At 70.5% G+C, this 23,706-nt stretch carries 14 protein-coding genes and 1 pseudogene; 7 read left to right on the forward strand and 8 right to left on the reverse strand.

The window, feature by feature from the left end; all coding sequences use genetic code 11:
* Positions 1-16: 16 nt before the first annotated feature.
* Positions 17-2,530: a DEAD/DEAH box helicase gene (locus tag K7C20_RS32010; protein WP_030077764.1), complete on the reverse strand. Its 2,514-nt coding sequence runs from the start codon at positions 2,528-2,530 to the stop codon at positions 17-19.
* 1,011 nt (positions 2,531-3,541) lie between these two features.
* Here K7C20_RS32010 and K7C20_RS32015 point away from each other — a divergent pair.
* Complete coding sequence (locus K7C20_RS32015) at positions 3,542-4,333, forward strand: metal-dependent hydrolase (protein WP_053210430.1); 792 nt, start codon at positions 3,542-3,544, stop codon at positions 4,331-4,333.
* A gap of 1,004 nt (positions 4,334-5,337) precedes the next feature.
* Here K7C20_RS32015 and K7C20_RS32020 read toward each other — a convergent pair.
* Both K7C20_RS32020 and K7C20_RS32025 read right to left on the reverse strand, forming a co-directional pair.
* Entirely contained in the window at positions 5,338-7,119 is a 1,782-nt protein-coding gene (locus K7C20_RS32020) for an ABC transporter ATP-binding protein (RefSeq protein WP_053210431.1), read from the reverse strand.
* Complete coding sequence (locus K7C20_RS32025; protein WP_053210439.1) at positions 7,116-8,918, reverse strand: ABC transporter ATP-binding protein; 1,803 nt, start codon at positions 8,916-8,918, stop codon at positions 7,116-7,118. The genes K7C20_RS32020 and K7C20_RS32025 overlap by 4 nt, the downstream gene beginning before the upstream one ends.
* Before the next feature lie 233 nt (positions 8,919-9,151).
* Between K7C20_RS32025 and K7C20_RS32030 the strand changes: the two genes are divergently transcribed.
* Positions 9,152-9,910: a lipoprotein gene (locus tag K7C20_RS32030; RefSeq protein ID WP_030077760.1), complete on the forward strand. Its 759-nt coding sequence runs from the start codon at positions 9,152-9,154 to the stop codon at positions 9,908-9,910.
* A gap of 319 nt (positions 9,911-10,229) precedes the next feature.
* Entirely contained in the window at positions 10,230-11,651 is a 1,422-nt protein-coding gene (locus K7C20_RS32035) for a cation:dicarboxylate symporter family transporter (RefSeq protein WP_107083536.1), read from the forward strand.
* Between the two features lie 55 nt (positions 11,652-11,706).
* Here the strand turns inward: K7C20_RS32035 and K7C20_RS32040 are convergent, their stop codons facing one another.
* Positions 11,707-13,140: a Gfo/Idh/MocA family protein gene (locus tag K7C20_RS32040; RefSeq protein ID WP_053210432.1), complete on the reverse strand. Its 1,434-nt coding sequence runs from the start codon at positions 13,138-13,140 to the stop codon at positions 11,707-11,709.
* Between the two features lie 331 nt (positions 13,141-13,471).
* Between K7C20_RS32040 and K7C20_RS32045 the strand changes: the two genes are divergently transcribed.
* A complete protein-coding gene (locus K7C20_RS32045) occupies positions 13,472-14,842 on the forward strand; it encodes an alpha-amylase (RefSeq protein ID WP_030077755.1) in 1,371 nt (456 codons plus the stop codon).
* Here K7C20_RS32045 and K7C20_RS32050 read toward each other — a convergent pair.
* Together K7C20_RS32050 and K7C20_RS32055 are read right to left on the reverse strand one after the other, a co-directional pair.
* Positions 14,832-17,795, reverse strand: coding sequence for an FAD-binding and (Fe-S)-binding domain-containing protein (locus tag K7C20_RS32050; RefSeq protein WP_053210433.1), 2,964 nt, complete (start codon positions 17,793-17,795; stop codon positions 14,832-14,834). The two genes, K7C20_RS32045 and K7C20_RS32050, sit on opposite strands and share 11 nt — an antisense overlap.
* A 32-nt stretch (positions 17,796-17,827) precedes the next feature.
* Positions 17,828-18,322 carry a MarR family winged helix-turn-helix transcriptional regulator gene (locus K7C20_RS32055; RefSeq protein ID WP_048828951.1) on the reverse strand — a complete coding sequence of 165 codons (495 nt, stop codon included), beginning with the start codon at positions 18,320-18,322 and terminating at the stop codon, positions 17,828-17,830.
* Positions 18,323-18,459: 137 nt separating this feature from the next.
* Between K7C20_RS32055 and K7C20_RS32060 the strand changes: the two genes are divergently transcribed.
* The 3 genes and pseudogenes from K7C20_RS32060 to K7C20_RS32070 all read left to right on the forward strand — a co-directional run bounded on the left by K7C20_RS32060 (position 18,460) and on the right by K7C20_RS32070 (position 21,315).
* The gene (locus tag K7C20_RS32060; protein WP_053210434.1) at positions 18,460-20,277 is read left to right on the forward strand and encodes an ABC transporter ATP-binding protein; all 1,818 of its coding nucleotides are present in this window, start codon (positions 18,460-18,462) and stop codon (positions 20,275-20,277) included.
* A 149-nt stretch (positions 20,278-20,426) separates the two neighbouring features.
* On the forward strand, positions 20,427-20,822 hold the full coding sequence (locus tag K7C20_RS32065; RefSeq protein WP_030077739.1) for a DoxX family protein: 396 nt from the start codon (positions 20,427-20,429) through the stop codon (positions 20,820-20,822).
* A gap of 17 nt (positions 20,823-20,839) precedes the next feature.
* Positions 20,840-21,315: pseudogene (locus K7C20_RS32070) on the forward strand (ASCH domain-containing protein).
* Between the two features lie 69 nt (positions 21,316-21,384).
* Here K7C20_RS32070 and K7C20_RS32075 read toward each other — a convergent pair.
* Both K7C20_RS32075 and K7C20_RS32080 read right to left on the reverse strand, forming a co-directional pair.
* Positions 21,385-22,575: a GDSL-type esterase/lipase family protein gene (locus K7C20_RS32075; RefSeq protein ID WP_030077735.1), complete on the reverse strand. Its 1,191-nt coding sequence runs from the start codon at positions 22,573-22,575 to the stop codon at positions 21,385-21,387.
* Positions 22,576-22,801: 226 nt separating this feature from the next.
* Entirely contained in the window at positions 22,802-23,620 is an 819-nt protein-coding gene (locus K7C20_RS32080; protein WP_030077733.1) for an SDR family NAD(P)-dependent oxidoreductase, read from the reverse strand.
* Positions 23,621-23,706 lie beyond the last annotated feature (86 nt).

Genomic DNA, 23,706 nt, shown 5'->3' on the forward strand with positions numbered 1-23,706 from the left:
GGTCGAAGCCGTCGCCTCACAACTGACCCACATCCGTGACCCGTACCACCGCGCGGCCTTCTTCGTCGGAGGCGGCCAGATCCACCTCCGCGGAGATGCCCCAGTCGTGATCACCGTTCGGGTCGGCGAAAGTCTGCCGCACCTTCCACAGCCCGTGCTCGGCATCCTCCTGAATCTGCAGCAGCTTCGGGCCGCGCGCGTCCGGACCGGTGCCCAGGTCGTCGTATTCGTCCCAGTAGGCGTCCATCGCCTCGCCCCAGGCGTCCTCGTCCCAGCCGGATTCGGCATCCATCGCGCCGAGCTCCTCGACCTTGTCCAGCGCCGCCAGCTCCACCCGCCGGAACATCGCATTGCGCACCAGCACCCGGAAGGCCCGCGCGTTGGACGTGACCGGCCGGACCTGGTCCGCCCGCTCCGCGGCCTGCTCCGCCGTCTCCACCTCCGGATTGGCGAGCTGTTCCCACTCGTCCAGCAAACTGGAGTCGACCTGCCGCACCATCTCGCCCAGCCAGGCGATGATGTCCTGGAAGTCCTCGGACTTCAGATCGTCCGGCACGGTGTGGTCCAGCGCCTTGAACGCACTCGCCAGGTAGCGCAGCACGATCCCCTCGGTGCGCGCCAGCTCGTAGAAGGACGTGAACTCCGTGAAGGTCATGGCGCGTTCGTACATATCGCGGATGACCGACTTCGGCGACAACGGGTGGTCGCCGACCCACGGATGGCTCTTGCGGTACAGACCGTAGGCGTGGAAGAGCAACTCCTCCAGCGGCTTGGGGTACTCGACGTCCATGAGCCGTTCCATGCGGTCTTCGTACTCGACGCCGTCGGCCTTCATCTGGGCGACCGCCTCGCCCCGGGCCTTGTTCTGCTGCGCGGCCAGGATCTGGCGCGGATCGTCCAGCGTGGACTCCACGACCGAGACCATGTCCAGGGCGTAGGAGGGCGACTCGGGGTCGAGCAGATCGAACGCGGCGAGGGCGAACGTCGACAGCGGCTGGTTCAGCGCGAAGTCCTGCTGAAGATCCACGGTCAGCCGGACGATCCGGCCCTCCGCGTCCGGCTCCGGCAGCCGCTCGACGATCCCGCCGTCCAGCAGCGACCGATAGATCGCGATGGCCCGCCGGATGTGCCTGAGCTGATTCTTGCGCGGCTCATGGTTGTCCTCGAGAAGCTTGCGCATCGCCTCGAAGGCATTGCCCGGCCGGGCGATCACGGACAGCAGCATCGCGTGCGTCACCCGGAAACGGGAGTTCAGCGGCTCCGGATCGGAAGCGATCAGCTTCTCGAAGGTGTTCTCACCCCAGTTGACGAAGCCTTCCGGCGCCTTCTTGCGCACGACCTTCCGGCGCTTCTTGGGGTCATCGCCCGCCTTGGCCAGCGCCTTCTCGTTCTCCACGACATGCTCGGGGGCCTGCGCGACCACAAAGCCCGCGGTGTCGAAGCCGGCCCGGCCGGCCCGCCCGGCGATCTGGTGGAACTCCCGCGCCCGCAGCGTCCGCACCCGCGACCCGTCGTACTTGGTCAGTGCGGTGAACAGCACCGTACGGATGGGGACGTTGACGCCCACGCCGAGGGTGTCCGTACCGCAGATGACCTTCAGCAACCCCGCCTGCGCCAGTTTCTCGACGAGCCTGCGGTACTTCGGCAGCATGCCGGCGTGGTGCACACCGATGCCATGGCGGACGTACCGCGACAGGTTCTGGCCGAACTTGGTGGTGAACCGGAAGTTCCCGATGAGCTCGGCGATCTGGTCCTTCTCCGCACGTGTACACATATTGATGCTCATCAGGGCCTGCGCCCGCTCCACGGCGGCGGCCTGAGTGAAGTGCACGATGTACACGGGGGACTGGCGGGTCTCCAGCAGCTCGGTGAGCGTCTCCGTCATGGCCGTCGTGCGGTACTCGTACGACAGCGGCACCGGACGCGTCGCCGAGCGCACCACCGACGTCGGCTTCCCCGTGCGCCGGGTCAGGTCCTCCTCGAAGCGCGACATGTCGCCGAGCGTCGCCGACATCAGAATGAACTGCGCCTGCGGCAGTTCCAGCAGCGGAATCTGCCAGGCCCAGCCACGGTCCGGCTCGGCATAGAAATGGAACTCGTCCATCACGACCTGGCCGATGTCGGCGTCCTTGCCGTCCCGCAGCGCTATCGAGGCGAGGACCTCGGCGGTGCAGCAGATGACCGGTGCGTCGGCGTTGACCGAGGCGTCACCGGTGAGCATGCCGACGTTCTCGGTGCCGAACAGCTTGCACAGGTCGAAGAACTTCTCCGAGACCAGCGCCTTGATGGGCGCGGTGTAGAAGGTGACCTGGTCATTGGCGAGGGCGGTGAAGTGCGCACCGGCCGCCACCAGGCTCTTACCGGAGCCGGTGGGGGTGGAGAGGATGACGTTCGCCCCAGAGACCACCTCGATCAGCGCCTCCTCCTGGGCAGGGTAGAGCGAGATGCCCTGCTGCTCGGCCCAGCCCGAAAAGGCTTCGAAGAGGGCATCGGGGTCGGCGTCGTTCGGGAGATGATCGATGAGGGTCACGCCCCCATACTGCCTGTCTTCGGCCCGGATCAGGGAACCGGCGACCCGGACGGAGATCAGCTGAAGATCGACAACGCCGAAACCCGCCCGCCCGGCAGGCCCCCGGGCCCCGCCGCCCCACCCGCTGCGTCGGCCCAAGACGCCGGCCCGGCAGCCTTGACCTGCGGAATCATGTTGCGCGGTAGCGCAGGCCGGAGGAGCGCATGGTGCAGCGCCATCACCCTCCGTACAAACTGCTGGGCGCGCTGTCGTTCCCGACGATCACCCTCTGCGTCGCGTCGCCGCCGTTACGTGTCAGAGATCACCCACCGTACGCACCGTGCGCGACAAGCAAGGCAAGCAAGGCGCGGAGCACCCCCCTCGTCCGGTTCGAGAGACCCGATCGAGAGACCCGATCGAGAGACCCGGCTCAACGCCCGACCAAGAGGTCCGAGGTCCGCTCACGAAACGGGATCAAGAAACGGGCTCAAGAAACGGCTACGGCATCAGAGCACCCGGTCGGGGAACCGAGTGAAGGCACGCGATCAAGAAGAACAGAGTCGAGGCACGACTCGGGATCGTTCCGCCGGTGGCCGGTGGCCGGTGGCCGGTGGCCGGTGGCCGGTGGCCGGTGGCCGGTGGCCGGTGACCTCGGGTGGCGAGTCTGGTCAGGCAGTCCGTGCGGCGGGAGGGGGAGTAATGGGGATGCCCATACCAAGGGCGTTGTCCCCAGGCGGAGTTGATGCAGCAGGGAGGGCGCGCTCCCTGGGCACTTTCCGGGACAAAAGCCAGGAAGTCGCCTGTAGTGAGCAGTTGGCTTCGGCCGCCCGGCGCTGCTCCGGTGGACGGTCCTGCTGATGTTCCGCCGACGCCCGCACGCGGGGGGTTGGCTCACCCCCTCCTCGTAGGGAGATCATCTGACGCTACGCTGAGTCGCCGACCGGGCGTCAGAGGCGCGGCTCAGCAGTGCGCGAGGCAGGCCGTGCGCGCAGGAGAACAAGCGGCGCAAGAGAACAAGGGGTGGGAACAACCATGATGGGACCGGCGCACTCGCTGTCCGGGGCCGCGGCCTGGCTGGGGGTGGGCGCGGCAGCCGCTGCCGCCGGTCATCCGATGCCCTGGCCGGTGCTCGTCTGCGGGGCTCTGATCTGTGCCGGTGCGGCGCTCGCCCCGGACCTCGACCACAAGTCCGCGACCATCTCGCGGGCCTTCGGACCGCTCTCGCGGCTGCTGTGCGAAGTGGTCGACGCGATCTCGCACGCGGTCTACAAGGCGACCAAGATGCGCGGTGACTCGACCCGCAACGGAGGTCACCGCACGCTCACTCACACCTGGGTATGGGCGGTGCTGGTCGGCGGCGGGATGTCGCTGCTGGCGATGCAGGGTGGTCGCTGGGCGGTACTCGGCATCCTCTTCGTCCACATGGTGCTCGCCATCGAAGGGCTCCTGTGGCGGGCGGCACGGGTCTCCAGCGATGTACTGGTGTGGCTGCTGGGCGCGGCCTCGGCCTGGATCCTGGCCGGCATTCTCGACCAGCCGGGCAACGGGGCGAGCTGGCTGTTCGCCGAGCCGGGGCAGCAGTACCTCTGGCTGGGTCTGCCGGTCGTCCTGGGCGCGCTGGTCCATGACATCGGCGATGCCCTGACCGTCTCCGGCTGCCCCATACTGTGGCCCATCCCGATAGGCCGTAAGCGCTGGTATCCGCTCGGCCCGCCCAAGGGCATGCGCTTCAAGGCGGGCAGCTGGGTGGAGCTGAAGGTGCTGATGCCGGTCTTCATGGTGCTGGGTGGCCTCGGCGGTCTGGGCGCGCTCAATTACATCTGACGCGTACATCTGAGGCGTACACCTGAGGCATACATCTGACGCCTACATCTGAAGCGCGCGGCGGCACAGGGGACTGCACCGGTGGTGTCGGTGGGGCTCCCGGGGCCGGAGCCCTGTGTCGGGCCTTGGAACCAACGCCTGCATCCTTGGCCCCGAGCGCTGTGCGGGGCCCCGCAACCGGTATCGGGTCCCGCAACCGTGTCGGGTCCCGCAACCGGTGTCGGGTCCGCAGATCGGTGACCAGCCGGAGCCCGTTGGCCCGTAGCGCTGGCGGTGGCAGGCCCAACGGTGTCGGATGCCCCAGCCGCGCCCCCGCCCGCGGCTGGGCTTCCCCGCTGCGGCACGCCCACGGCCGGTCGCCCGCCCTGGGCGCGACCCCCAGTTGCGGTTCGCTCCAGCCGCCGGTCCCGCCGGTCCCGCCGCCCGGCCGCCGGATCTGTCGTCCAGCCGCTGCCTCGCCCCCTCGCCGCCCAGCTGCCGACCCCGCCGCCCAGTCGCCGACCCCGCCGCCCAGCCGTCGGCTGAGCCCGAGCGGGCACGCTCCGGCGGTCGCCATTTGCGGTGTGATCAGGGTTCCCTCAGGCCGGGTTGACCATCCGGGCTTCGTGCGTGCCCCCGGCTTCCCGTCCGCGTGCCGCCACTACTGACCGTCACGAGCGCCATGATCACCCAGACCGCCCGGACGAGGGGGCAAGATCCGCCGGCGCTCGCGCCAAGGCGGATCGTACGGCCCCGAGTCCCGAGTCCCGAGTCCCGAGTCCCGAGTCCCGAGTCCCGAGTCCCGAGTCCCGAGTCCCGAGTCCCGAGTCCTGAGTCCCGAGTTCCGAGTCCCGAGTCCCGAGTCCTGAGTTCCGAGTCCCGAGTCCTGAGTTCCGAGTTCTGAGTTCCGAGTCCTGAGTTCTGAGTTCTGAGTTCCGAGTTCTGAGTTCCGAGTCCCGAGTCCCGAGTCCCGCCGCCCCCGTTTCGTGTCAGCCGTGCCGGCCGTGCCGGCCGTGCCGGCCGTGTCAGCCGTGCCAGGAGCGCCAGAGCGCTGCGTATGCGCCGTCGGCGGTGACCAGTTCGTCGTGACTGCCCAGTTCGCTGATCCGGCCGTTCTCGACGACCGCGATCACATCGGCGTCATGCGCGGTGTGCAGCCGGTGCGCGATGGCCACGACCGTACGGCCGTCCAGCACTCTGCCCAGTGAGCGCTCCAGATGGCGGGCCGCCCGCGGGTCGAGCAGCGACGTCGCCTCGTCCAGCACCAGGGTGTGCGGATCGGCGAGCACCAGCCGGGCCAGGGCGATCTGCTGGGCCTGGGCGGGCGTCAGCGTGTGCCCGCCCGAGCCGACCTCGGTATCCAGCCCCTTGCCGAGGGCCCGCGCCCAGTCATCGGCGTCCACCGCGCAGAGCGCGGCCCACAGTTCGGCATCGGCGGCACCCCTGCGCGCCAGCAGAAGATTGTCGCGGAGCGAGCCGACGAAGACATGGTGTTCCTGGTTGACCAGTGCCACCTGCTCGCGGATCCGCTCCGCCGGCATCGCGGAGAGCTCGGCCCCGCCCAGGGTGACGGTGCCCACGCGGGGACCGTAGATACCTGCCAGCAGCCGGCCCAGTGTCGATTTGCCGGCGCCGGACGGCCCGACGAGCGCCACCCGGGTCCCCGGAGGTACCCGCAACGAGACCTCACGCAGTACATCGACGCCGGCACGGTAGCCGAAGCTCACCCCGTCGGCGTGGACATCCCGGCCGTCCGGGAGGCGCTCCGTGCCGGCGGCCTCCGGTTCGATCTCCCGGACGCCGACGAGCCGCGCGATGGACACCTGGGCCACCTGCAACTCGTCGTACCAGCGCAGGATCATGCCGACCGGCTCGATCATCATCTGTGCCAGCAACGCCCCCGTCGTCAGCTGTCCCGGAGTGATCCAGCCCTGGATGACGAACGCTCCGCCGAGCAGCAACACCGAGCCCAGGAGCAGCACATGCGTCAGATCGACGACGGGGAAGAGCACCGAGCGAAGGAAGAGTGTGTAACGCTCCCATTGGGTCCACTCGCGGATCCGTCGCTCCGACAGGGCGATCCGGCGGGCGCCCAGCCGGTGGGCCTCGACCGTCCGTCCCGCGTCCACGGACTCGGTGAGTACCGCGGACACCGCGGCGTAACCGGCCGCCTCCGAGCGATAGGCACCGGGCGCCCGCTTGAAGTACCAGCGGCAGCCGACGATCAGCAGTGGCAGCGCGACCAGTACGGACAGGGCGAGCGGCGGCGCGGTCACGGTCAGCCCGCCGAGCAGCAGCGCCACCCACACCACGCCGATGGCCAGCTGCGGTACGGCCTCGCGCATCGCGCTGGAGAGCCGGTCGATGTCCGTGGTGATCCGCGACAGCAGATCGCCGGTACCGGCCCGCTCCAGGACGCCCGGCGGCAGCGCCACGGAGCGGACGAGGAAGTCCTCGCGCAGATCCGCCAGCATCTGTTCGCCGAGCATCGCCCCGCGCAGCCGGACCAGGCGGACGAACACCGTCTGGGCGGCCAGTGCGACGGCGAACAGCCCGATGGTGCGCTCCAGTTGGAGGTCCCGGGCGCCCGCGGCGAGCTTCTCGACGACGCCGCCGAGCAGATACGGGCCGGCCATGGAGGCGATCACCGCGAGCGCGTTCACGGCGACCAGCAGGGTGAACGCCGTGCGGTGTCGGCGGATCAGGCCCCCGACATAGCTGCGCACCGTTGCCGGTGAGCCGACGGGCAGGGTCGTGAGGATCTGCGGGGCGTCCGGATCGTGCTCGGGCGGCGCCAGGCCGATCATGCGCTCTCCTCGATCTGGCCGGTCGACATCGCCGGCTCGGGGTCCGTTTCACGGGTGACGACCGCGCGGTAGGCGGGGTGGCTGTGCAGCAGTTCGCGATGGGTGGCCTCGGCGACGGCCTTGCCCTCCTGGAGGAACACCACCCGTTCGGCCCGGTCCAGGAGGAGCGGGCTGGAGGTGAGCACGACGGTCGTACGCCCCTTCCTGATCTCCCGCAGGCCGTCGGCGATCCGGGCCTCGGTGTGCGCATCGACGGCGCTGGTCGGCTCGTCGAGCACCAGCACCTCCGGGTCGGTGACCAGCGATCGGGCCAGTGCCAGCCGCTGCCGCTGCCCGCCGGACAGCGACCGGCCGCGCTCGGTGATGTGGGTGTGCATCGGGTCTCCCGCATCGTCGACCGACGCCTGTGCCAGTGCGGTCAGCACATCGCCGCACTGGGCCGCGGCCAGCGCCTCCGTCGCGCCCACCCGCCCGGAGGCCGGTACGTCGAGCAGGTCGCCGAGCGTGCCGGAGAGCAGCATCGGGTCCTTGTCCTGGACGAGTACGGCCGCACGCGCGACGTCGCGCGGCAGCTCGTCCAGCGGGGTACCGCCGAGGACGACGGACAGCGGGCCGGTCCCGTCACCACCGTCTTCGTCGTGCTGCGGCGGGTGTCCGCCGAGGCGTTCGGCGAGCCGGCCCGCGGTGTCGGGGTCGCCGCAGACCACCGCGGTCAGCCGGCCGGCCGTGAGCGTCAGGCCGCTGACGGGGTCGTGCAGATCGCCGGCGGGCGTCGACCCCTGGCTCCTGGCCGGGCCGCCGGACGGCCGGGTCTGTGCCAGTACGCGGGCGGTGCGCTTCGCCGACGGCTTGGCGAAGGAGTAGGCCTGGGCGATCTCTTCGAAGTGCCGGAGGGGGAAGAGCAGGAAGGTGACCGCGCTGTAGAGGGTGACGAGGTCGCCGACGGCGATCGTGCCGTCGATGGCGAGCCGGGCGCCGTACCAGACCACCGCGATGAGCAGCAGGCCCGGCAGCAGTACTTGGACGGCCGAGATCAGCGACCACATCCGGGCGCTGCGGACGGCGGCCCTGCGCACCTCCTGGGAGGCGCTGCGGTAGCGGCCCAGGAAGAGTTCCTCGCCGCCGATGCCGCGCAGTACGCGCAGCCCGGCGACGGTGTCGGAGGCCAGCTCGGTGGCCCGGCCGGCCTTCTCGCGCTGTGCGTCGGCGCGCCGGGTGGCGGGCGGAAGCAACGGCAGTACGGCCAGGGCCATGACCGGTACGCCGACGGCTACCAGCACTCCCAGTTCCGGCTGGTAGACGGTCAGGGCGACGGCGACGCCGACCGTGGTGACCGCGGAGGCACCGAACCGGGAGACCGCCTCGACGAACCAGCCGATCTTCTCCAGGTCGCCGGTGCTGACGGCGACGATCTCGCCGGCCGCCATCCGTCGGGTCATGGCCGACCCCAGTTCCGTGGTCTTGCGGGCGAGGAGCTGCTGCATCCGGGCGACGGCGGTGATCCAGTTGGTGACGGCCGCACGGTGGAGCATGGTGCCGCCGAGCGCGATGAGTACGCCCAAGGCCATGATCAGGCCGCCGGCCAGGAGCAGCCGGCCGCCGTCGCGGTCCACGGCGGCCTGCACGGCGAGCCCCACCGGCAGCGGGGAGGCGGCGATGGCGCCGACGTTCACCAGCCCCCAGGCGAGGGCCTTGAGCTGTCCGCCGAGCTGTTGTTTGTAGAGCCACAGCAGGAAGGCGCCGCCCGTACGGACGTCCGGGACGCCCGGGTCGGGATGCGGAAGATCGCGAATGTGCATGAGGTCCCAGGCGAAGTCGTGGTGGGTGGTCGGCAACAGGCCGCCCTGGCAGGCGAAATGTCCCTCTCGCCCGTCTCGTCTCCGGCGGAGGTCCTGGAAGATTGGCCCGCGGCCTGGGTTGATTTCAAACGGTTTTTCCGCTGTGGCCATGCGATTCGGACAATCGTGCGGCGGCCGGTATGCGGTGGCCGGGTGCTGAACGGTCGTCAGCCGGACGGTGCGACCATGGGGGCATGCGAACAGCGGTCGGTGTGATGAGGACGGCGGCGGTGGCCGCTGCGGGGCTGGTTCTTCTGGCGGGCTGCGGCGGCGGTGCGGGCGGCGGCCGCAGCGGTGACGGCAAGGGTGACGGCGCGGGCAAGGGGGAGCGCCCCGGCGGCCCGGCACGCGGCTCGTCGGCCACCACCCACCTCAAGAACATCCCCGAGGTCGGTACCGCCCTGCGCTCACGGATCCCGGCCGGCTCCCGGCAGGTCGTGGCCGTCTACGGCAAGGGTGTGGACTCCGCCGACGCCACCGTCGTCCTCTACGACAAGGGCCCCAAGGGCTGGGACCGCAAGGGCAGTTGGGACGGGCACAACGGCCGGCGCGGCTGGACGGTGGCTCATCACGAAGGGGACAAGCGCAGTCCCGTCGGAGTCTTCCCCCTGACCGATGCGGGCGGTGTGCTGGCGGATCCCGGTGCCAAGCTGCCCTATACGCACTCATCGGCGTTCACCCCGCCGTCGTACTGGTCCAAGAACACCCGTCACGACTTCGACTACGTCGTCGCGATCAACTACAACCGCGTCAAGGGGAACTCCCCGCTGGACCCGACCCGCCCGCAGGGGCAGTCCAAGGGGGGCGGGGTCTGGTTGCACATGGACCACGGCAGCGGAACGTCCGCATGTGTCAGCGTGCCGAAGTCCGGGATGCAGGCACTGCTGCGCGCCCTCGACCCGGCGCGGCACCCCGTGGTGGTCATGGGGGACAAGGCGCACCTGGCGGGCTGAGCGAGCGTACGGGCGCGGCGAGGACACGAGGCACGCGCGGGCGTACGAGGTGCGCGGGCGTACGGGGCGCTCGGGCGTACGGGGCGCGGCGCCACGCGGCGCAGCAAAGCAGGAGGAAGTGCACGCAGCGGTCACCCCTGCCCGAAAACGGATGGCCCGTGCGCTGCTCCTTGCTCCTTGCTTCTTGTTCCTTGGGTCAAGCTCCAAGATTTCCCGGGAAGTTACACGGACCTCTTTCGTGGTGAACAACAAGCGACCATAGTGGCGGATCGCGGAAGTCCACTTCCGCATCACAGAATCCGTCCATGGAGGAGTGCCCGTGCCGCACGCCACCGCAAGCCTCACCCGCCGCGCAGGCCGCTTCCTGCGCACCAGCCTGTTCGCGCAGGTACTCATCGCCCTGGTCCTCGGTGTGCTCGTCGGACGCCTGTGGCCGCAGGCGGGGGCGTCGCTCCAGCCGCTCGGTGACGGCTTCGTCCGTCTGATCAAGGCGATGATCGCGCCGCTGGTCTTCTGCGTCGTCGTCGCCGGTATCACCAAGGCGGGTGATCTCAAGGCCTTTGGCCGGATCGGGGTCAAGGCCCTGATCTGGTTCGAGGTGGCGACCAGCATCGCGCTCGTCGTCGGTCTGCTGGCCGGCAATGTCTTCGCGCCCGGCGCCGGGATGCATATCGACCCGGCGTCCCTGGACAAGGGCGCGGTGGACGCCAAGACGGGCGGCGGGCAGCTGCCCTCCGCCGCCCAGTTCGTCCTGGAGTCGCTGCCGGACAGCGCGGTCGGCGCGTTCGCCGAGAACTCGCTGCTGCAAGTCCTGGTGCTGGCCTGCCTGGTGGGCGCCGCACTGCTGCACCTCGGGCAGCAGAAGGTGCCGCAGATCCTGCCCGTGATCGAGCAGGCTCAGGACGTCGTGTTCACCATCGTCGGCTTCCTCATGAAGCTCGCCCCGCTCGCGGTCCTCGGTGCCACCGCCCATCTCGTGGGGGAGTACGGCCTGGGCGCGATGTCGACATACGGCAAGCTGATCGCGGTCTGTTACGGCGTCGCGCTGGTCTTCCTCGTGCTGCTCGGCTGCGCACTCAAGGCCGTCACCGGGCTGAGCCTGTGGAAGTTCGTCCGCTACACCCGCGAGGAGCTGCTGCTGGCGCTCGGCACCGGCTCCAGCGAGACCGTGATGCCGCGGATGATGCAGAAGCTGCGCGCCGCGGGCTGCCGGGACGATGCGGTGGGTTTGGTGCTGCCGACCGGCTACTCGTTCAACCTCGACGGCGCCTCGATCTACCTCTCCATCGGCACGCTCTTCATCGCCCAGGCCATCGGAGTCGATCTGTCACTCGGCCGGCAGCTCACCGTGGTGCTGGTACTGATGCTGACCAGCAAGGGCATGGCGGGCGTGCCGGGTTCGGCGTTCCTCGCGCTGTCCGCGACGGCCTCCGCGCTGGGCGTCATCCCGGCCGCCGCGGTCGCCCTGCTGCTCGGCGTCGACCGGATCATGGACTCGATGCGGGTGGCGACCAATCTGCTCGGCAACTGTGTCGCGGTCTTCGCGGTGGCCCGCTGGGAGGGCGCACTGGACCGGGTGACGGCGAAGAAGGTCCTGAACGGCGGGCTGCCGGCCGCCGCGCAGACCGACCGCCCGGCGGAGCAGGAGCGGGCGGCGGAACCGGCGACGGCGGATGTGGCGAAGCCGCGGGAGGCGGCGGCCGGGCCGGGCGCCGCCTCCGTCACCACCCACGACACCTGACGCGCCGGGCCCGGCGGGCGCACAGCCGCCCGCCGGCCCCGCGGCGCCGGGGCCCCTACTCCTCCGGCTTCTGCGAATCCATCCCCGGCCGTGCCTTCTTCCACAGCCCGCGGGTGAAGTCGGGAATCTCCTGCGGGGCGCCGTTCGCCTTGATCGAGAGATCGCTCAGCGGCACCGGCGCGGTCCAGGTCGCCGCGTCATAGACGTCGAAGTCCGGTACGAGGCCGAGCCGCATGCACTGCATCAGCCGGAAGACCAGCATGTAGTCCATGCCGCCGTGCCCGCCGGGCGGATTGGCGTGCTCCTTCCAGAGCCAGTGGTCCCACTCCGCGTACTTGGCGAAGTCGCCCCACTCGTCGTTGCTCTGGTCCGGCTCGAGGTAGATCCGCTCGGGGTAGTCCTCGAAGACGCCCTTGGTGCCGCCGAGGCTGTTGATGCGGCTGTAGGGGTGCGGGGTGGAGACATCGTGTTCCAGCCGGATCACCCGGCCCTTGGCGGTCTGGACGAGGCTGATCGTCCGGTCGCTCTCGATGTACGACTCCTTCCAGCTCGGGTCGTTCGCCGGCATGTGCTCCTTGCGGTAGGCGGCGAGGCCGAGCGCGGGGGTGCCGAAGCTGGAGATCCGTACGGCGCGGTCACCGCGGTTGATGTCCATGTAGTTGGCGACCGGACCGAACCCGTGGTTGGGGTAGAGGTCGCCGCGCAGCCGGGTGTGCCACAGCCGGCGCCATGGCCCCTCGTAGTACTTGGGGTCGAACATCAGGCCGCGCAGATCGTGGTTGTAGGCACCGGCACCGTGCAGCAGATCGCCGAACAGGCCCGCGTGCGCCATCCGCAGCACCCGCATCTCGTTCTTGCCGTAACAGCAGTTCTCCAGCTGCATACAGTGTCTGCGGGTGCGCTCGGAGAGATGAACCAGCTCCCACAGCTGGTCCAGTCGCAGCGCGAGGGGGCATTCCACGCCCACATGCTTGCCGTTGAGCATGGCCGTCTTCGCCATCTCGAAGTGCCAGTCCCAGGGCGTGGCCGCGTAGACGAAGTCGATGTCGCCGCGCTTGCAGAGGTTTTCGAAGTCGTGGTCGCCGTTGGTGTAGACGGCGGGTGCGGGCTGTCCCGCGGCGGTGACCTTCTTGGCGGCCTTGGCGGTCTTTTCCTTCACCGGATCGCACAGGGCGACGACGCGGACGCCCGGCATCGCGAGAAAGAGGTCGATCATGCTGCCGCCGCGGTTGCCGAGCCCGACGATGCCGACGCGTACGGTGCTGCGCCGCTCGAACGGCACCCCGATCATGGTCCTGGTCTTGGCGTCGGAGGATGCGGCGGCGGCCGTCGCGGAGCCGGCCGCGGTGGGTGCGGCCGCCGCTGCCGTCCCGGACGCGAGGCCGCCGAGCCCCAGTCCGGCGCCCGCCGCACCGGCGGTCCACAGCACCGAACGGCGGCTCGGGCCCGCCTCGTTGTCATCGTGGTTCTGCGATGGTGCCTCGTTCATCGGTCCTCCAGGAGAGCGCTGGTGTGCCGGGGCATACGTGAACCTCGGTCAGGACCCTGTCGGCCGACGGCCTGAGGCACAAGAGGGCCGATTGGACTCTTGATGCGGCACTCTTGGATTCTTTGCCGCAATACCGGACGGCTTACGGCAACACCGAGGGTGCCGCCGCCAGTACCTTTCGCAAGTCGCTGAAAAGCCTTGCGGAAAGCCTTGACGTGTCCGCGAGGTAAACGGCAGGCTCCGAGGCGAATCCCCCCACGGCGGCCCGGCGCGTGGCTGCACTCGTGGGCGCGGTGTGCCCTGCCGTGCCCCATGACGAAGGAGCCGCAAGATGCAGCAACGTTCCCGTGTGCTGGGCGGGGCGCTGGCCGGAGTGCTGGCCGCGGCCGGCCTCGCCACCTTCGCGCCGTGGCCCTCCCAGGCCGCTCCGCCCGGTGAAAAGACCGTCACCGCCACGCTGTTCGAGTGGAAGTACGCGGATGTCGCCAAGGCGTGTAGCGATCAGCTGGGCCCGGCCGGCTACGGCTATGTCGAGGTCTCGCCCGCCTCCGAGCACATCCAGGGCGACCAGTGGTGGACCTCGTACCAGCCCGTCAGCTACAAGATTGCCGGACGGCTGGGCGACCGGACCGCGTTCGCCTCGATGGTCAGCGCCTGTCACGGCGCGGGCGTCAAGGTCGTCGCCGACGCCGTCATCAACCACATGGCGGCCGGCTCCGGTACGGGCACCGGCGGCACCCACTACACCAAGTACGACTACCCGGGTTACTTCCAGGACCAGGACTTCCACGGCTGCCGCAAGAGCATCTCCGACTACACCCACCGCGACGACGTCCAGAACTGCGAACTCGTCGGGCTCGCCGACCTCGACACCGGCAGCGACCACGTCCGCACCACCATCGCCAATTACCTCGACGACCTGCGGTCGCTGGGCGTGGACGGTTTCCGGGTGGACGCCGCCAAGCACATCTCCGCCACCGACCTCGCCGCCATCAAGGGCAAGATGCGCGACCCGGGTTACTGGGTGCAGGAGGTCATCTACGGCGCCGGCGAAGCGGTCCGGCCCGAGGAGTACACCGGCACCGGCGATGTCGACGAATTCCGCTACGGCAGCCACCTCAAGAGCGCCTTCCAAGGTGGCAACCTTGCTCAGCTCAAGTCCGTCGCGGACGGCAAACTCGGCAGCGACAAGGCCCGTACCTTCGTCGACAACTGGGACACCGAGCGCAACGGCTCCACGCTGACCTACAAGGACGGTGCGGCCCACACCCTCGCCAACGTCTTCATGCTCGCCTCGCCCTACGGCTCACCGAACGTCTACTCCGGCTACGAGTGGTCCGACAAGGATGCCGGACCGCCCAGCGGCAGCGGCGGCTGGACCAACCAGCACGCCAAGCAGGCGATCACCGGCATGGTGGGGTTCCGCAATGCGGTGGGGGCGGCAGAGCTGACGGACTGGTGGGACAACGGGGGCGGCGCCGTCGCCTTCGGCCGGGGCGGCAAGGGGTTCGTGGCCCTCAACAACGGTGACGCCGAGCTGCAACGGACCTTTGCGACCTCGCTGCCGTCCGGCACGTACTGCAATGTCGTCGCGGCCGCGCCGTCTTCGTGTGACGGCCACACGGTCACCGTCGGCGACGACGGGAAGGCACACCTCTCGGTCCCGGCCAGGGGCGCGGTGGCGCTGCACGTCACGCGTTGAGGCGCGCTCCGGAAGGAGGCCGAGGAACAGGCCGTGTGGCCCGCTCCAACGCCAGGAGGGCCGAGTAATAGCCTCGGCCCTCCGTCGCATGATCCATGCCGATCTCGCACATCCGGTTCGCCGACAGATGCGCGTCGAAGTGCCGCGAGGTCACCTCGGCAGCCTCCTTCGCGGTGGCCGACTCCGTCAGCTGCCGGTGCAGCATCCCGCGGTCACCGGCGAAGGCACAGCAGCCCGTGTCGTCCGGCACCACCACCTCACCCGCACACGCCTCGGCGACCCGGCGCAACTGCTCCTCGTCCCCCAAGTGCTGCATGGAGCAGGTGGGGTGGAGCACCGCCGAGCCGACCGTGCGCAGAATCTCCAGCCGCGGCAGCAGCTCCTCGGCGGCCCAGACGACCGAGTCGACCACCGTCAGTTCGGCGTGCAGCGCGCGGTTGTCGGGCGTCAGATACGGCACGACCTCCCGGGCTAGGCCCAGGGTGCACGACGACGCGTCCACCACCAGCGGCAGCGTGCCGCCGGCCGTCCACCCCCAGGCCGCCTCGACGATGCGGTTGGCCATCACCGCGTTGCCGCGCTCGTACCCCTTGGAGTGCCAGATCGTGGCGCAGCAGGTCCCGGCCACGTCCGACGGGATCCACACCGGCCGGCCCGCCCGCTGCGACACCGCCACCACCGCCTCCGGCAGCGACGGCCCCCGATACCCGGCGGGCTCACCGAAGATCCGGTTCACACACGCGGGGTAGTAGACCGCGGCCGCCCCGGCCCGCCGCGTCGCGGGCAGCGTACGGGCCGCCGCGCCGGGAATCCGCGGCAGCCACTCGGGCACCAGGTCGGGGCGTACGGCTCTGCGGGCGGCGCGGGTCAGCGACGACGTCAGCCGCTCGCCGATCCGGTCGGCGGCGGCCACCGCCAGCCGCGCCGCCTTCTCGACGGCCTTGAACTGCCGGGCGGTCTGCGCGGCAACCCACTCCTCGCGCGGTGAGTGGCGCCGGTGCCGGAAGTCCTTCATCAGCGCGCCGGTGTCGATCCCCACCGGGCAGGACAGCTGACAGAGCGAGTCGCCGGCGCAGGTGTCCACCGCGTCATAGCCGTACGAGTCCAGCAGCTCGGTGGTGACGGGGGAGCCCGGCGGCTGGCGCAGCATTTCCCGGCGCAGCACGATCCGCTGGCGGGGCGTGGTGGTCAGATCCCCGCTGGGGCAGGCCGGTTCGCAGAAGCCGCATTCGATGCACGGGTCGGCGACGGCCTCGGTCTCCGGGATGGTCTTCAGCCCGCGCAGATGCGCCTGCGGATCACGGTCGAGCAGGATGCGCGGAGCCAGGATGCCGTGCGGATCCACGATCTGCTTGATCCGCCACATGAACTCCGTTGCCCGCGGGCCCCATTCGAGTTCCAGGAACGGTGCGATGTTCCGGCCGGTGGCATGCTCCGCCTTCAGCGATCCGTCGAAGCGCCGGACCGTCAGCCGGCAGAACTCGTCCATGAACGCGGCATAGCGCGCCACATCCGCCGGCTTCGCCGCGTCGAAGGCGAGCAGGAAATGCAGATTGCCGTGGGCGGCATGACCCGCGACCGCCGCGTCGAAGCCGTGCCGCACCTGGAGTTCCAGCAGGGCCCTACAGGCGTCCGCGAGCTGCTCCGGCGGCACCGCGAAGTCCTCCGTGATCAGTGTCGTACCGGACGGCCGGGTACCGCCCACCGCGGCCACGAACGCCTTGCGTGCCTTCCAGTAGCCGCCGATGACTGCCGGGTCGCGGGTGAAGGCATTGGTGACGGACGCGACCGGCGCGACCAGCTCCAGTTCCGTCAGCACCTGCGCCGCGGTCCGCTCGTACGCCTCCTGGGCGGCCTCGTCGGGCGCCCGGAACTCCACGAGCAGCGCGGTGGTCTCCTTGGGCAGCGCCGCCCAGTCGGCCGGCACCCCGGCCACGCTCACCGAGGCGCGCAGCGTATTGCCGTCCATCAGCTCCACGGCCCGTGCACCCGCCTCGTTGAAGCGGGGGACGGCCGCGGCCGCGGCACTCAGCGTCGGGAAGAACAGCAGCGCGCTGGAGGTGCGCCGGTCCAGCGGCAGGGTGTCGAAGACGGTCTCGGCGAGGAAGCCGAGGGTGCCCTCGGAGCCGACCATCAGCCCGCGCAGGATCTGTACCGGTGTCGTGCCGTCGAGCAAGGCGTCCAGGCGGTAGCCGTTGGTGTTCTTGATCCGGTATTTGGCGCGGATCCTGTCCACCAGCTCTCCCTCCGCCTCGATCTCTGCCTTCAGCGCCAGCAGACCCGCGCACAGCGCCGGTTCGGCGTGCGCCAGCTCGGCGTCGGCGTCCGGTTCGGCGGTGTCCACGATCGTGCCCGACGGCAGGACGAGGGTGACCGAGGCCAGCGTCCGGTAGGAGTTACGGGTGGTGCCGGCCGTCATCCCGGAGGCGTTGTTGGCGACCACACCGCCCAGGGTGCAGGCGAGCGCGCTGGCCGGATCGGGCCCGAGCAGCCGGCCGTACCGGGCCAGGGTGGTGTTGGCGCGCAGCACGGTGGTGCCCGGCCGGATCCGGGCGCGGGCACCGTTGTCGAGCACCTGGATCCCGCTCCAGTGCCGGCGGACGTCGACGAGGATGTCCTCGCCCTGGGCCTGGCCGTTGAGCGAGGTCCCGGCGGCCCGGAAGACGACGTTGCGGCCCTTTCCGTGGGCGTAGGAGAAGACCGCGGAGATGTCGTCGAGGTCCTCGGCCACCACCACGACCTGCGGGACGAAGCGGTACGGGCTGGCGTCGGAGGCGTAGCGGACCAGGTCGGAGATCTTGTGGAGCACCTTGTCCGGGCCGAGCAGCGCGATCAGGTCACCGCGCAGCGGCTCGGGGGTGCCCGATGCCAGGTGGCCGGCCACCCGGTCGTGCGCGGGGCTGCCGGGGGCGGTGGGGCGCAGGCTCTGGGGGTTCGGCTCCAGCAGGGGCATGGCGGCACTCCTCCGGTTGACTCCGCGTCAGCTCAATGCGGTCGGTCCGGTCGGTCCGGTCGGTCCGGCCGATGCGGTCTGCACGGATCGTCGACCAGGGTGGACAGCAGGTCGCCGAACACCTCGCGCTGATCGGCGGTCAGTGGGGCCAGGATCTCCTCCGCCGCGGCCCGGCGCGCGCTGCGCAACGCACGCAGCGTGGAACGGCCGGTGCCGGTCAGCTCGATCCGTACCACCCGGCGGTTGGCCGGATCGGGCACCCGGCGCACCGCGCCATGTGCCTCCAGCGCGTCCACCAGGGTGGTCACCGCCCGGGGTACGACCTCCAGCCGCTCGGCGAGGTCGGCCATCCGCGGCGGGGTGTCGCGGTAGTGGTCGACGATCCGCAGCAGCCGGGACTGTGCGGGGGTGAAGGCGATGTCGAGGTGTTCCAGGTGGTGTTTCTGGGCGCGGTGCATCCGGCGGGTCAGCCGTACCAGCTGCTCGGCGAGGTTGGTGGTGCTGACCGTCGGCTCGGGGGAGGGCATGGCGCGAGGATAGCGGATGACAGGACTTAATTCATTGTGAGCATAGGTAACAATGAGCTAGGCTCCACGTTGTTTGTCCCGGACTCTGCCTGTCCGTTGCCCCTCCCACGCGCAGCCACACCCCTCGAAGGAGCCCATTGCGCAGCGACGAACCCCAGTGGACCCCACCGCCCAAGGACCCGGAAAAGCCGGTCCAGCTGCGGCGGATCCTCGCTCTCTTCCGCCCCTACCGCGCCCGGCTGGGCCTCGTCGGCCTGCTCGTCGGCGCCTCCTCGCTGGTCTCGGTCGCCTCCCCCTTCCTCCTCCGCGAGATCCTGGACGTGGCGATACCCGGCCGGCGCACGGGACTGCTGACCCTGCTCGCCCTCGGCATGATCGTCACCGCCGTCACCACCAGCGTCTTCGGCGTACTCCAGACCCTGCTGTCCACCACCGTCGGCCAGCGCGTCATGCACGATCTGCGCACCGCCGTCTACGCCAAACTCCAGCGGATGCCGCTGGCCTTCTTCACCCGCACCCGCACGGGCGAGGTCCAGTCCCGGATCGCCAACGACATCGGCGGTATGCAGGCGACGGTCACCACCACCGCCACCTCCCTGGTCTCCAATCTGACCTCCGTCATCGCCACCGTCTGCGCGATGCTCGCCCTCGACTGGCGGCTGACCGTCGTCTCGCTGCTGCTGCTTCCGCTCTTCGTCTGGATCAGCCGCCGGGTCGGCAACGAACGCAAGAAGATCACCACTCAGCGGCAGAAGCAGATGGCCGCGATGTCCGCGATCGTCACCGAATCCCTCTCGGTCAGCGGCATCCTGCTCGGCCGCACGATGGGCCGTGCCGACTCCCTCACCAAGACCTTCGCCGACGAGTCCGAGCGCCTGGTCGACCTGGAGGTCCGCGCCAACATGGCCGGCCGCTGGCGGATGGCCACCATCGGCATCGTGATGGCCGCCATGCCCGCACTGATCTACTGGGCGGCCGGCATGGTGCTCCGGCTCGGCGGCCCGGTCTTCTCGCTCGGCACCCTGGTCGCCTTCGTCTCTCTCCAGCAGGGCCTGCTGCGGCCCACCGTCTCCCTGCTGTCCACCGGCGTACAGATGCAGACCTCGCTCGCGCTCTTCCAGCGCATCTTCGAATACCTCGATCTGCCGGTCGCCATCACCGAGCCCGCCGAGCCGGTCCGCCTCCCGGCGCCGCGCGGCGAGATCCGCTTCGAGAACGTCCGCTTCCGCTACGACCCCGCGGCCGCCCCCACCCTCGACGGCATCGATCTGACCGTCCCCGCCGGCGGCAGCCTCGCCGTGGTCGGACCGACCGGCAGCGGCAAGAGCACCCTGAGCTATCTCGTGCCACGGCTCTACGACGTGACCGGCGGCCGGGTCACCCTCGACGGCACGGACGTCCGCGACCTCGACTTCGACAGCCTCGCCCGCTCGGTCGGTGTGGTCTCCCAGGAGACCTACCTCTTCCACGCCTCGGTCGCCGACAACCTGCGCTTCGCCAAGCCGGACGCCACCGACGACGAGATCGAACGCGCCGCCAGGGCCGCCCAGATCCACGACCACATCGCCGCCCTGCCCGACGGCTACGACACCCTCGTCGGCGAGCGCGGCTACCGCTTCTCCGGCGGCGAGAAACAGCGCCTCGCCCTCGCCCGCACCATCCTGCGCGATCCGCCCGTCCTCGTCCTGGACGAAGCGACCAGCGCTCTGGACACCCGCACCGAACACGCCGTACAGCAGGCCATCGACGAGCTGTCCGAGGGCCGCACCACCCTCACCATCGCGCACCGGCTCTCCACGGTCCGCGACGCCGACCAGATCGTCGTGCTGGACGCCGGCCGGATCGCCGAGCGCGGCACCCATGACGAGCTGCTCGCCGCCGACGGGCGCTATGCGGCGCTGGTACGGCGTGACGCACACCTCACCCCGGCCGCCGATCAAGAGATGGCCCAGTAAGTGACCCGCGGGTAAGGTCGGAGTCGCGGCGGCCAGTTCACTGGTCGGGGTGGCCGCCGCACCCACTCCTCGGCCGCCCGGCCTGCGGGTTCTGACGCGCCCGTTGCCCTTCCTGCTCCGCCTCTGTCCGTCCGATCAGGGAGCTCTCCGTGACCGCTGACGACCGTTCCGCCCATGCGCTGGCCCGTCTGCTTGCGGGGATGGGGACCCTCCACTTCCTCGCCCCGAAGCCGTTCGACGCGCTCGTGCCCCGGCAACTGCCCGGCAGCCCCCGCACCTGGACGTACGCCAGCGGCGTCGCCGAACTCGCCGTCGCCGCCGCCGTCGCCCTGCCGCGCACCCGCCGGGCCGGCGCCCTGGCGGCGGCCGGCCTGTTCGCCGCGGTCTTCCCGGCAAACATCAAGATGGCGCACGACTGGCGGCACCGCCCGGCGCCGCTCAAGGCCCTGGCCTACGCGCGGCTGCCCGGCCAGGCCCCCCTGATCGGCTGGGCCCTGCACACCGCCCACGCGGCCCGCCGGACCACGGGCGCCCCGCGGCCGTAGCGCCTACGCTGCGTGGTATGACCCCACCTCAGGACCGCCTGGATCTCCCGGAGTTCGCCCTCGGATTCCCCGGTCCGTTGCGCGACCGGCTGGTCGCCGCGGTGCTCTCCGGCACCAAGACCGCCACGACCGGGCTGCTGACCGAGTACGAGCGTTGCGCCGAGCCGGTGCCGTCCGTCGGCCAGCGGTCGGTCATGCCCGATTCCGGCGGCCGGCCGGTGGCCGTGATCGAGGTGACCGGGGTGCGGGTGCTGCGCCTGGCGGAGGTCGACCGGGCGCATGCGCGGGCCGAGGGCGAGGGCCACCTGACGGTGGCCACCTGACGGTGGCCACCTGGCGGGCCGCCCACGAGGCCTTCTGGCACGGCCCGGACATGCGCAACGAGCTCGGCGACCCGGAATTCACCGTCGACGACGACACCATGGTCGTGCTCGAAGGTTTCCGGGTCGTGGAGCGCCTGGAGGGCGGGAGCGCATCCGCTCAAGAGAGGTGACGCGAACCCGGAGGCCGTGAGGGCCGGGGCCGGGCGGCGCCCCTGGCCTCGGCCGGTCGGCTGCCGGGATCAGAGCGCGACGAGGTCGACGGCAGCCGCCATGACCCGGTAGCCCGCATCGTTGGGGTGCTTGTGGTCGCCGCTGTCGTAGGCGGGCGCGAGCGCGTCCGGGTCCGCCGGATCGGCCAGCGCCGCGGCGAAGTCGGCCACCGCGTCGAACTCGCCCGCGTGGCGTATCCACTCATTGATCTCCCGGCGCTTCGCCTCGGCCGCCGGTGTGTGGTACTCCGCCCCCTTGAACGGCATGATCGTCCCACCCGTGACCCGCACACCCGCCGCGCGCGCCATTCGGATCAACTCGCGGTAACCGGCGATGAGTTCGGCGACGGACCGGTCCGGGTTCGGCCGGTACGTCGGCAGGTCGATCTCGCTGAAGCCGATGTCGTTGAGGCCCACCAGCACCACCACCGAGCGCACTCCCGGCTGGCCGAGCACATCGCGGCGGAAGCGGCCCCCGGCCCGCTCGCCGAACCATGCCGAGTCACTGAGCAGAAGATTCCCTCCGATGCCCTGATTGAGCACGGGGCGCGGAGTGCCCCGGTCGGCCAGCCGCTCGGCCAGCGCGTCCGAGTAGCGCTGGTTGCCGTCGATGGTCGAGGCGAACCCGTCCGTGAGGGAGTCACCGAACACCACGACCGTGTCGTCCCGCGCCGGAGTGCCGTCCGTCAGCTCCACGGTGGCGAGGTAGTACCAGGACACCGTCGTCTCACTGAACACCACCGGATCGGCAGCGGCGAGCCGGTCGCCCGCGGCCCGGTAGGTGGTGGCGAACGCCTGGGCGTGGAAGGAGGCGGGGCCGGTCGGCCGTGCGAAGTAGAGCGACACCGTCACCGAGTCGAACGGCGCCACGCTCAACTCCGCGGCGTCGCTGTAGACCTCGCCGCCCGCCGGAATCCGCACCGTGTCGGCCCCGCCGAAGGTGAGCCGTCGAACCGTGCCGGTCTGCTCGGCCGCGCCCTGTTCCGTACGGGCGATCGTGGCGCCGGACACCTCCAGCGGCGTGGTCCCGTAGCGGTGGGAGAGCTTGATACGGGCCGAGGTGCCGGAGCCGGTGACCCGTACGATCTGGCGCACGGTCTGGTCCGCGAACCCCTCCAGCGCCCAGTTCTTGTGGAACCCCTCGCTGGGGCGCTGTACGGCGGCCGACCAACCGGCCCTCCAGGAGCGGGAGTCGGCGTGGCCGGTGCTGGTGCGGTTCATGATGCTGCTGCCTCTCTGTCGTGCGCCCGGTGGCGATGACAGAGAGTCTGCGGGCGGGCGCGAGGGCTACCCAGACCTCTGGTCTTGGTACGCATCCGATCCCTACCAAGACCAGGGTCACCCTTCTCGCCTCACTGCTCTGCGGACGACAGGCCTCATGAGCGGCGCGATGTCGCGGCCTGGGCGCGGCCGTCCGTGCCTGTACGCGCCGCCGCGATCCGGCCGGTCAGCCCTGGTCGATGAGGGCGTGCGTCAGCTTCATCAGACGCTCCCGGGCCTCGGTGTCGTACGCCTGGACGTGTGCCCGGGTGTCGGTGAACTGGTCGAAGTAGCGGCCCGTGGTGGAGGCGAGGTCCGGGTCGACGAGCAGCCGGACGGTCGGGCGTACCCCCTCGTCGATGCCGGTGACCGGTGTCAGGCCGTACGCGCGCACTCCGTCGGTGTCCATCAGATGGGCCGGATGGAGGGTGTTCACCGTGACGCCGGTGCCCTCCAGTTCGGCGGCCAGGTGGAAGGTCGCCATGATCAGGGCGAGCTTGCTCTTGCAGTAGGCGCGCAGTCCCTCGTAGCCGCGCTCCAGCATGAGGTCGTCGAAGTCGAGGGCCTCCTGCCCGATCGAGGCGACGTTGACCACCCGGGCGGGCGCCGAGGCGGTCAGCAGCGGCAGCAGATCGCGGGTGAGGGCGTACGGCGCGAGGTGGTTCACGGCGAAGCGCAACTCATGGCCCTGGTGGCTCAGTTCGCGCTTGAGCGGCTCGGTGCCACCGCCCGCGACCGCGTTGTTGATCAAGCCGTCGAGCCGGGGCTCCGCCGCACGGATCCGCGCCGCCATCGCGTGCACCTGGCCGAGGTCGGCCAGATCGGCAAGGTAGGTGCGGACGGTGGACTGAGGGGCGGCGGCCCGCACTTCGGCCGCCACGTGCTCCAGGCGGCCGCGGTCGCGGCCGTGCAGCAGGACGGTGCCGCCGCGGGCGGCGAGGTCGAGTGCGAGACCGCGGCCCAGCCCCTGGGTGGCGCCGGTGATCAAGGTGGTGCGTGGGTTCATGACAGCCAGCGTGACGGCACGGCGCGGTGACTGGGGAGTACGGGCCGGGCCTGGTGTCGTCACCACCAGGCACCGGGCCGTGTTCC

Source organism: Streptomyces decoyicus, from assembly GCF_019880305.1.
Lineage (GTDB): Bacteria > Actinomycetota > Actinomycetes > Streptomycetales > Streptomycetaceae > Streptomyces > Streptomyces decoyicus.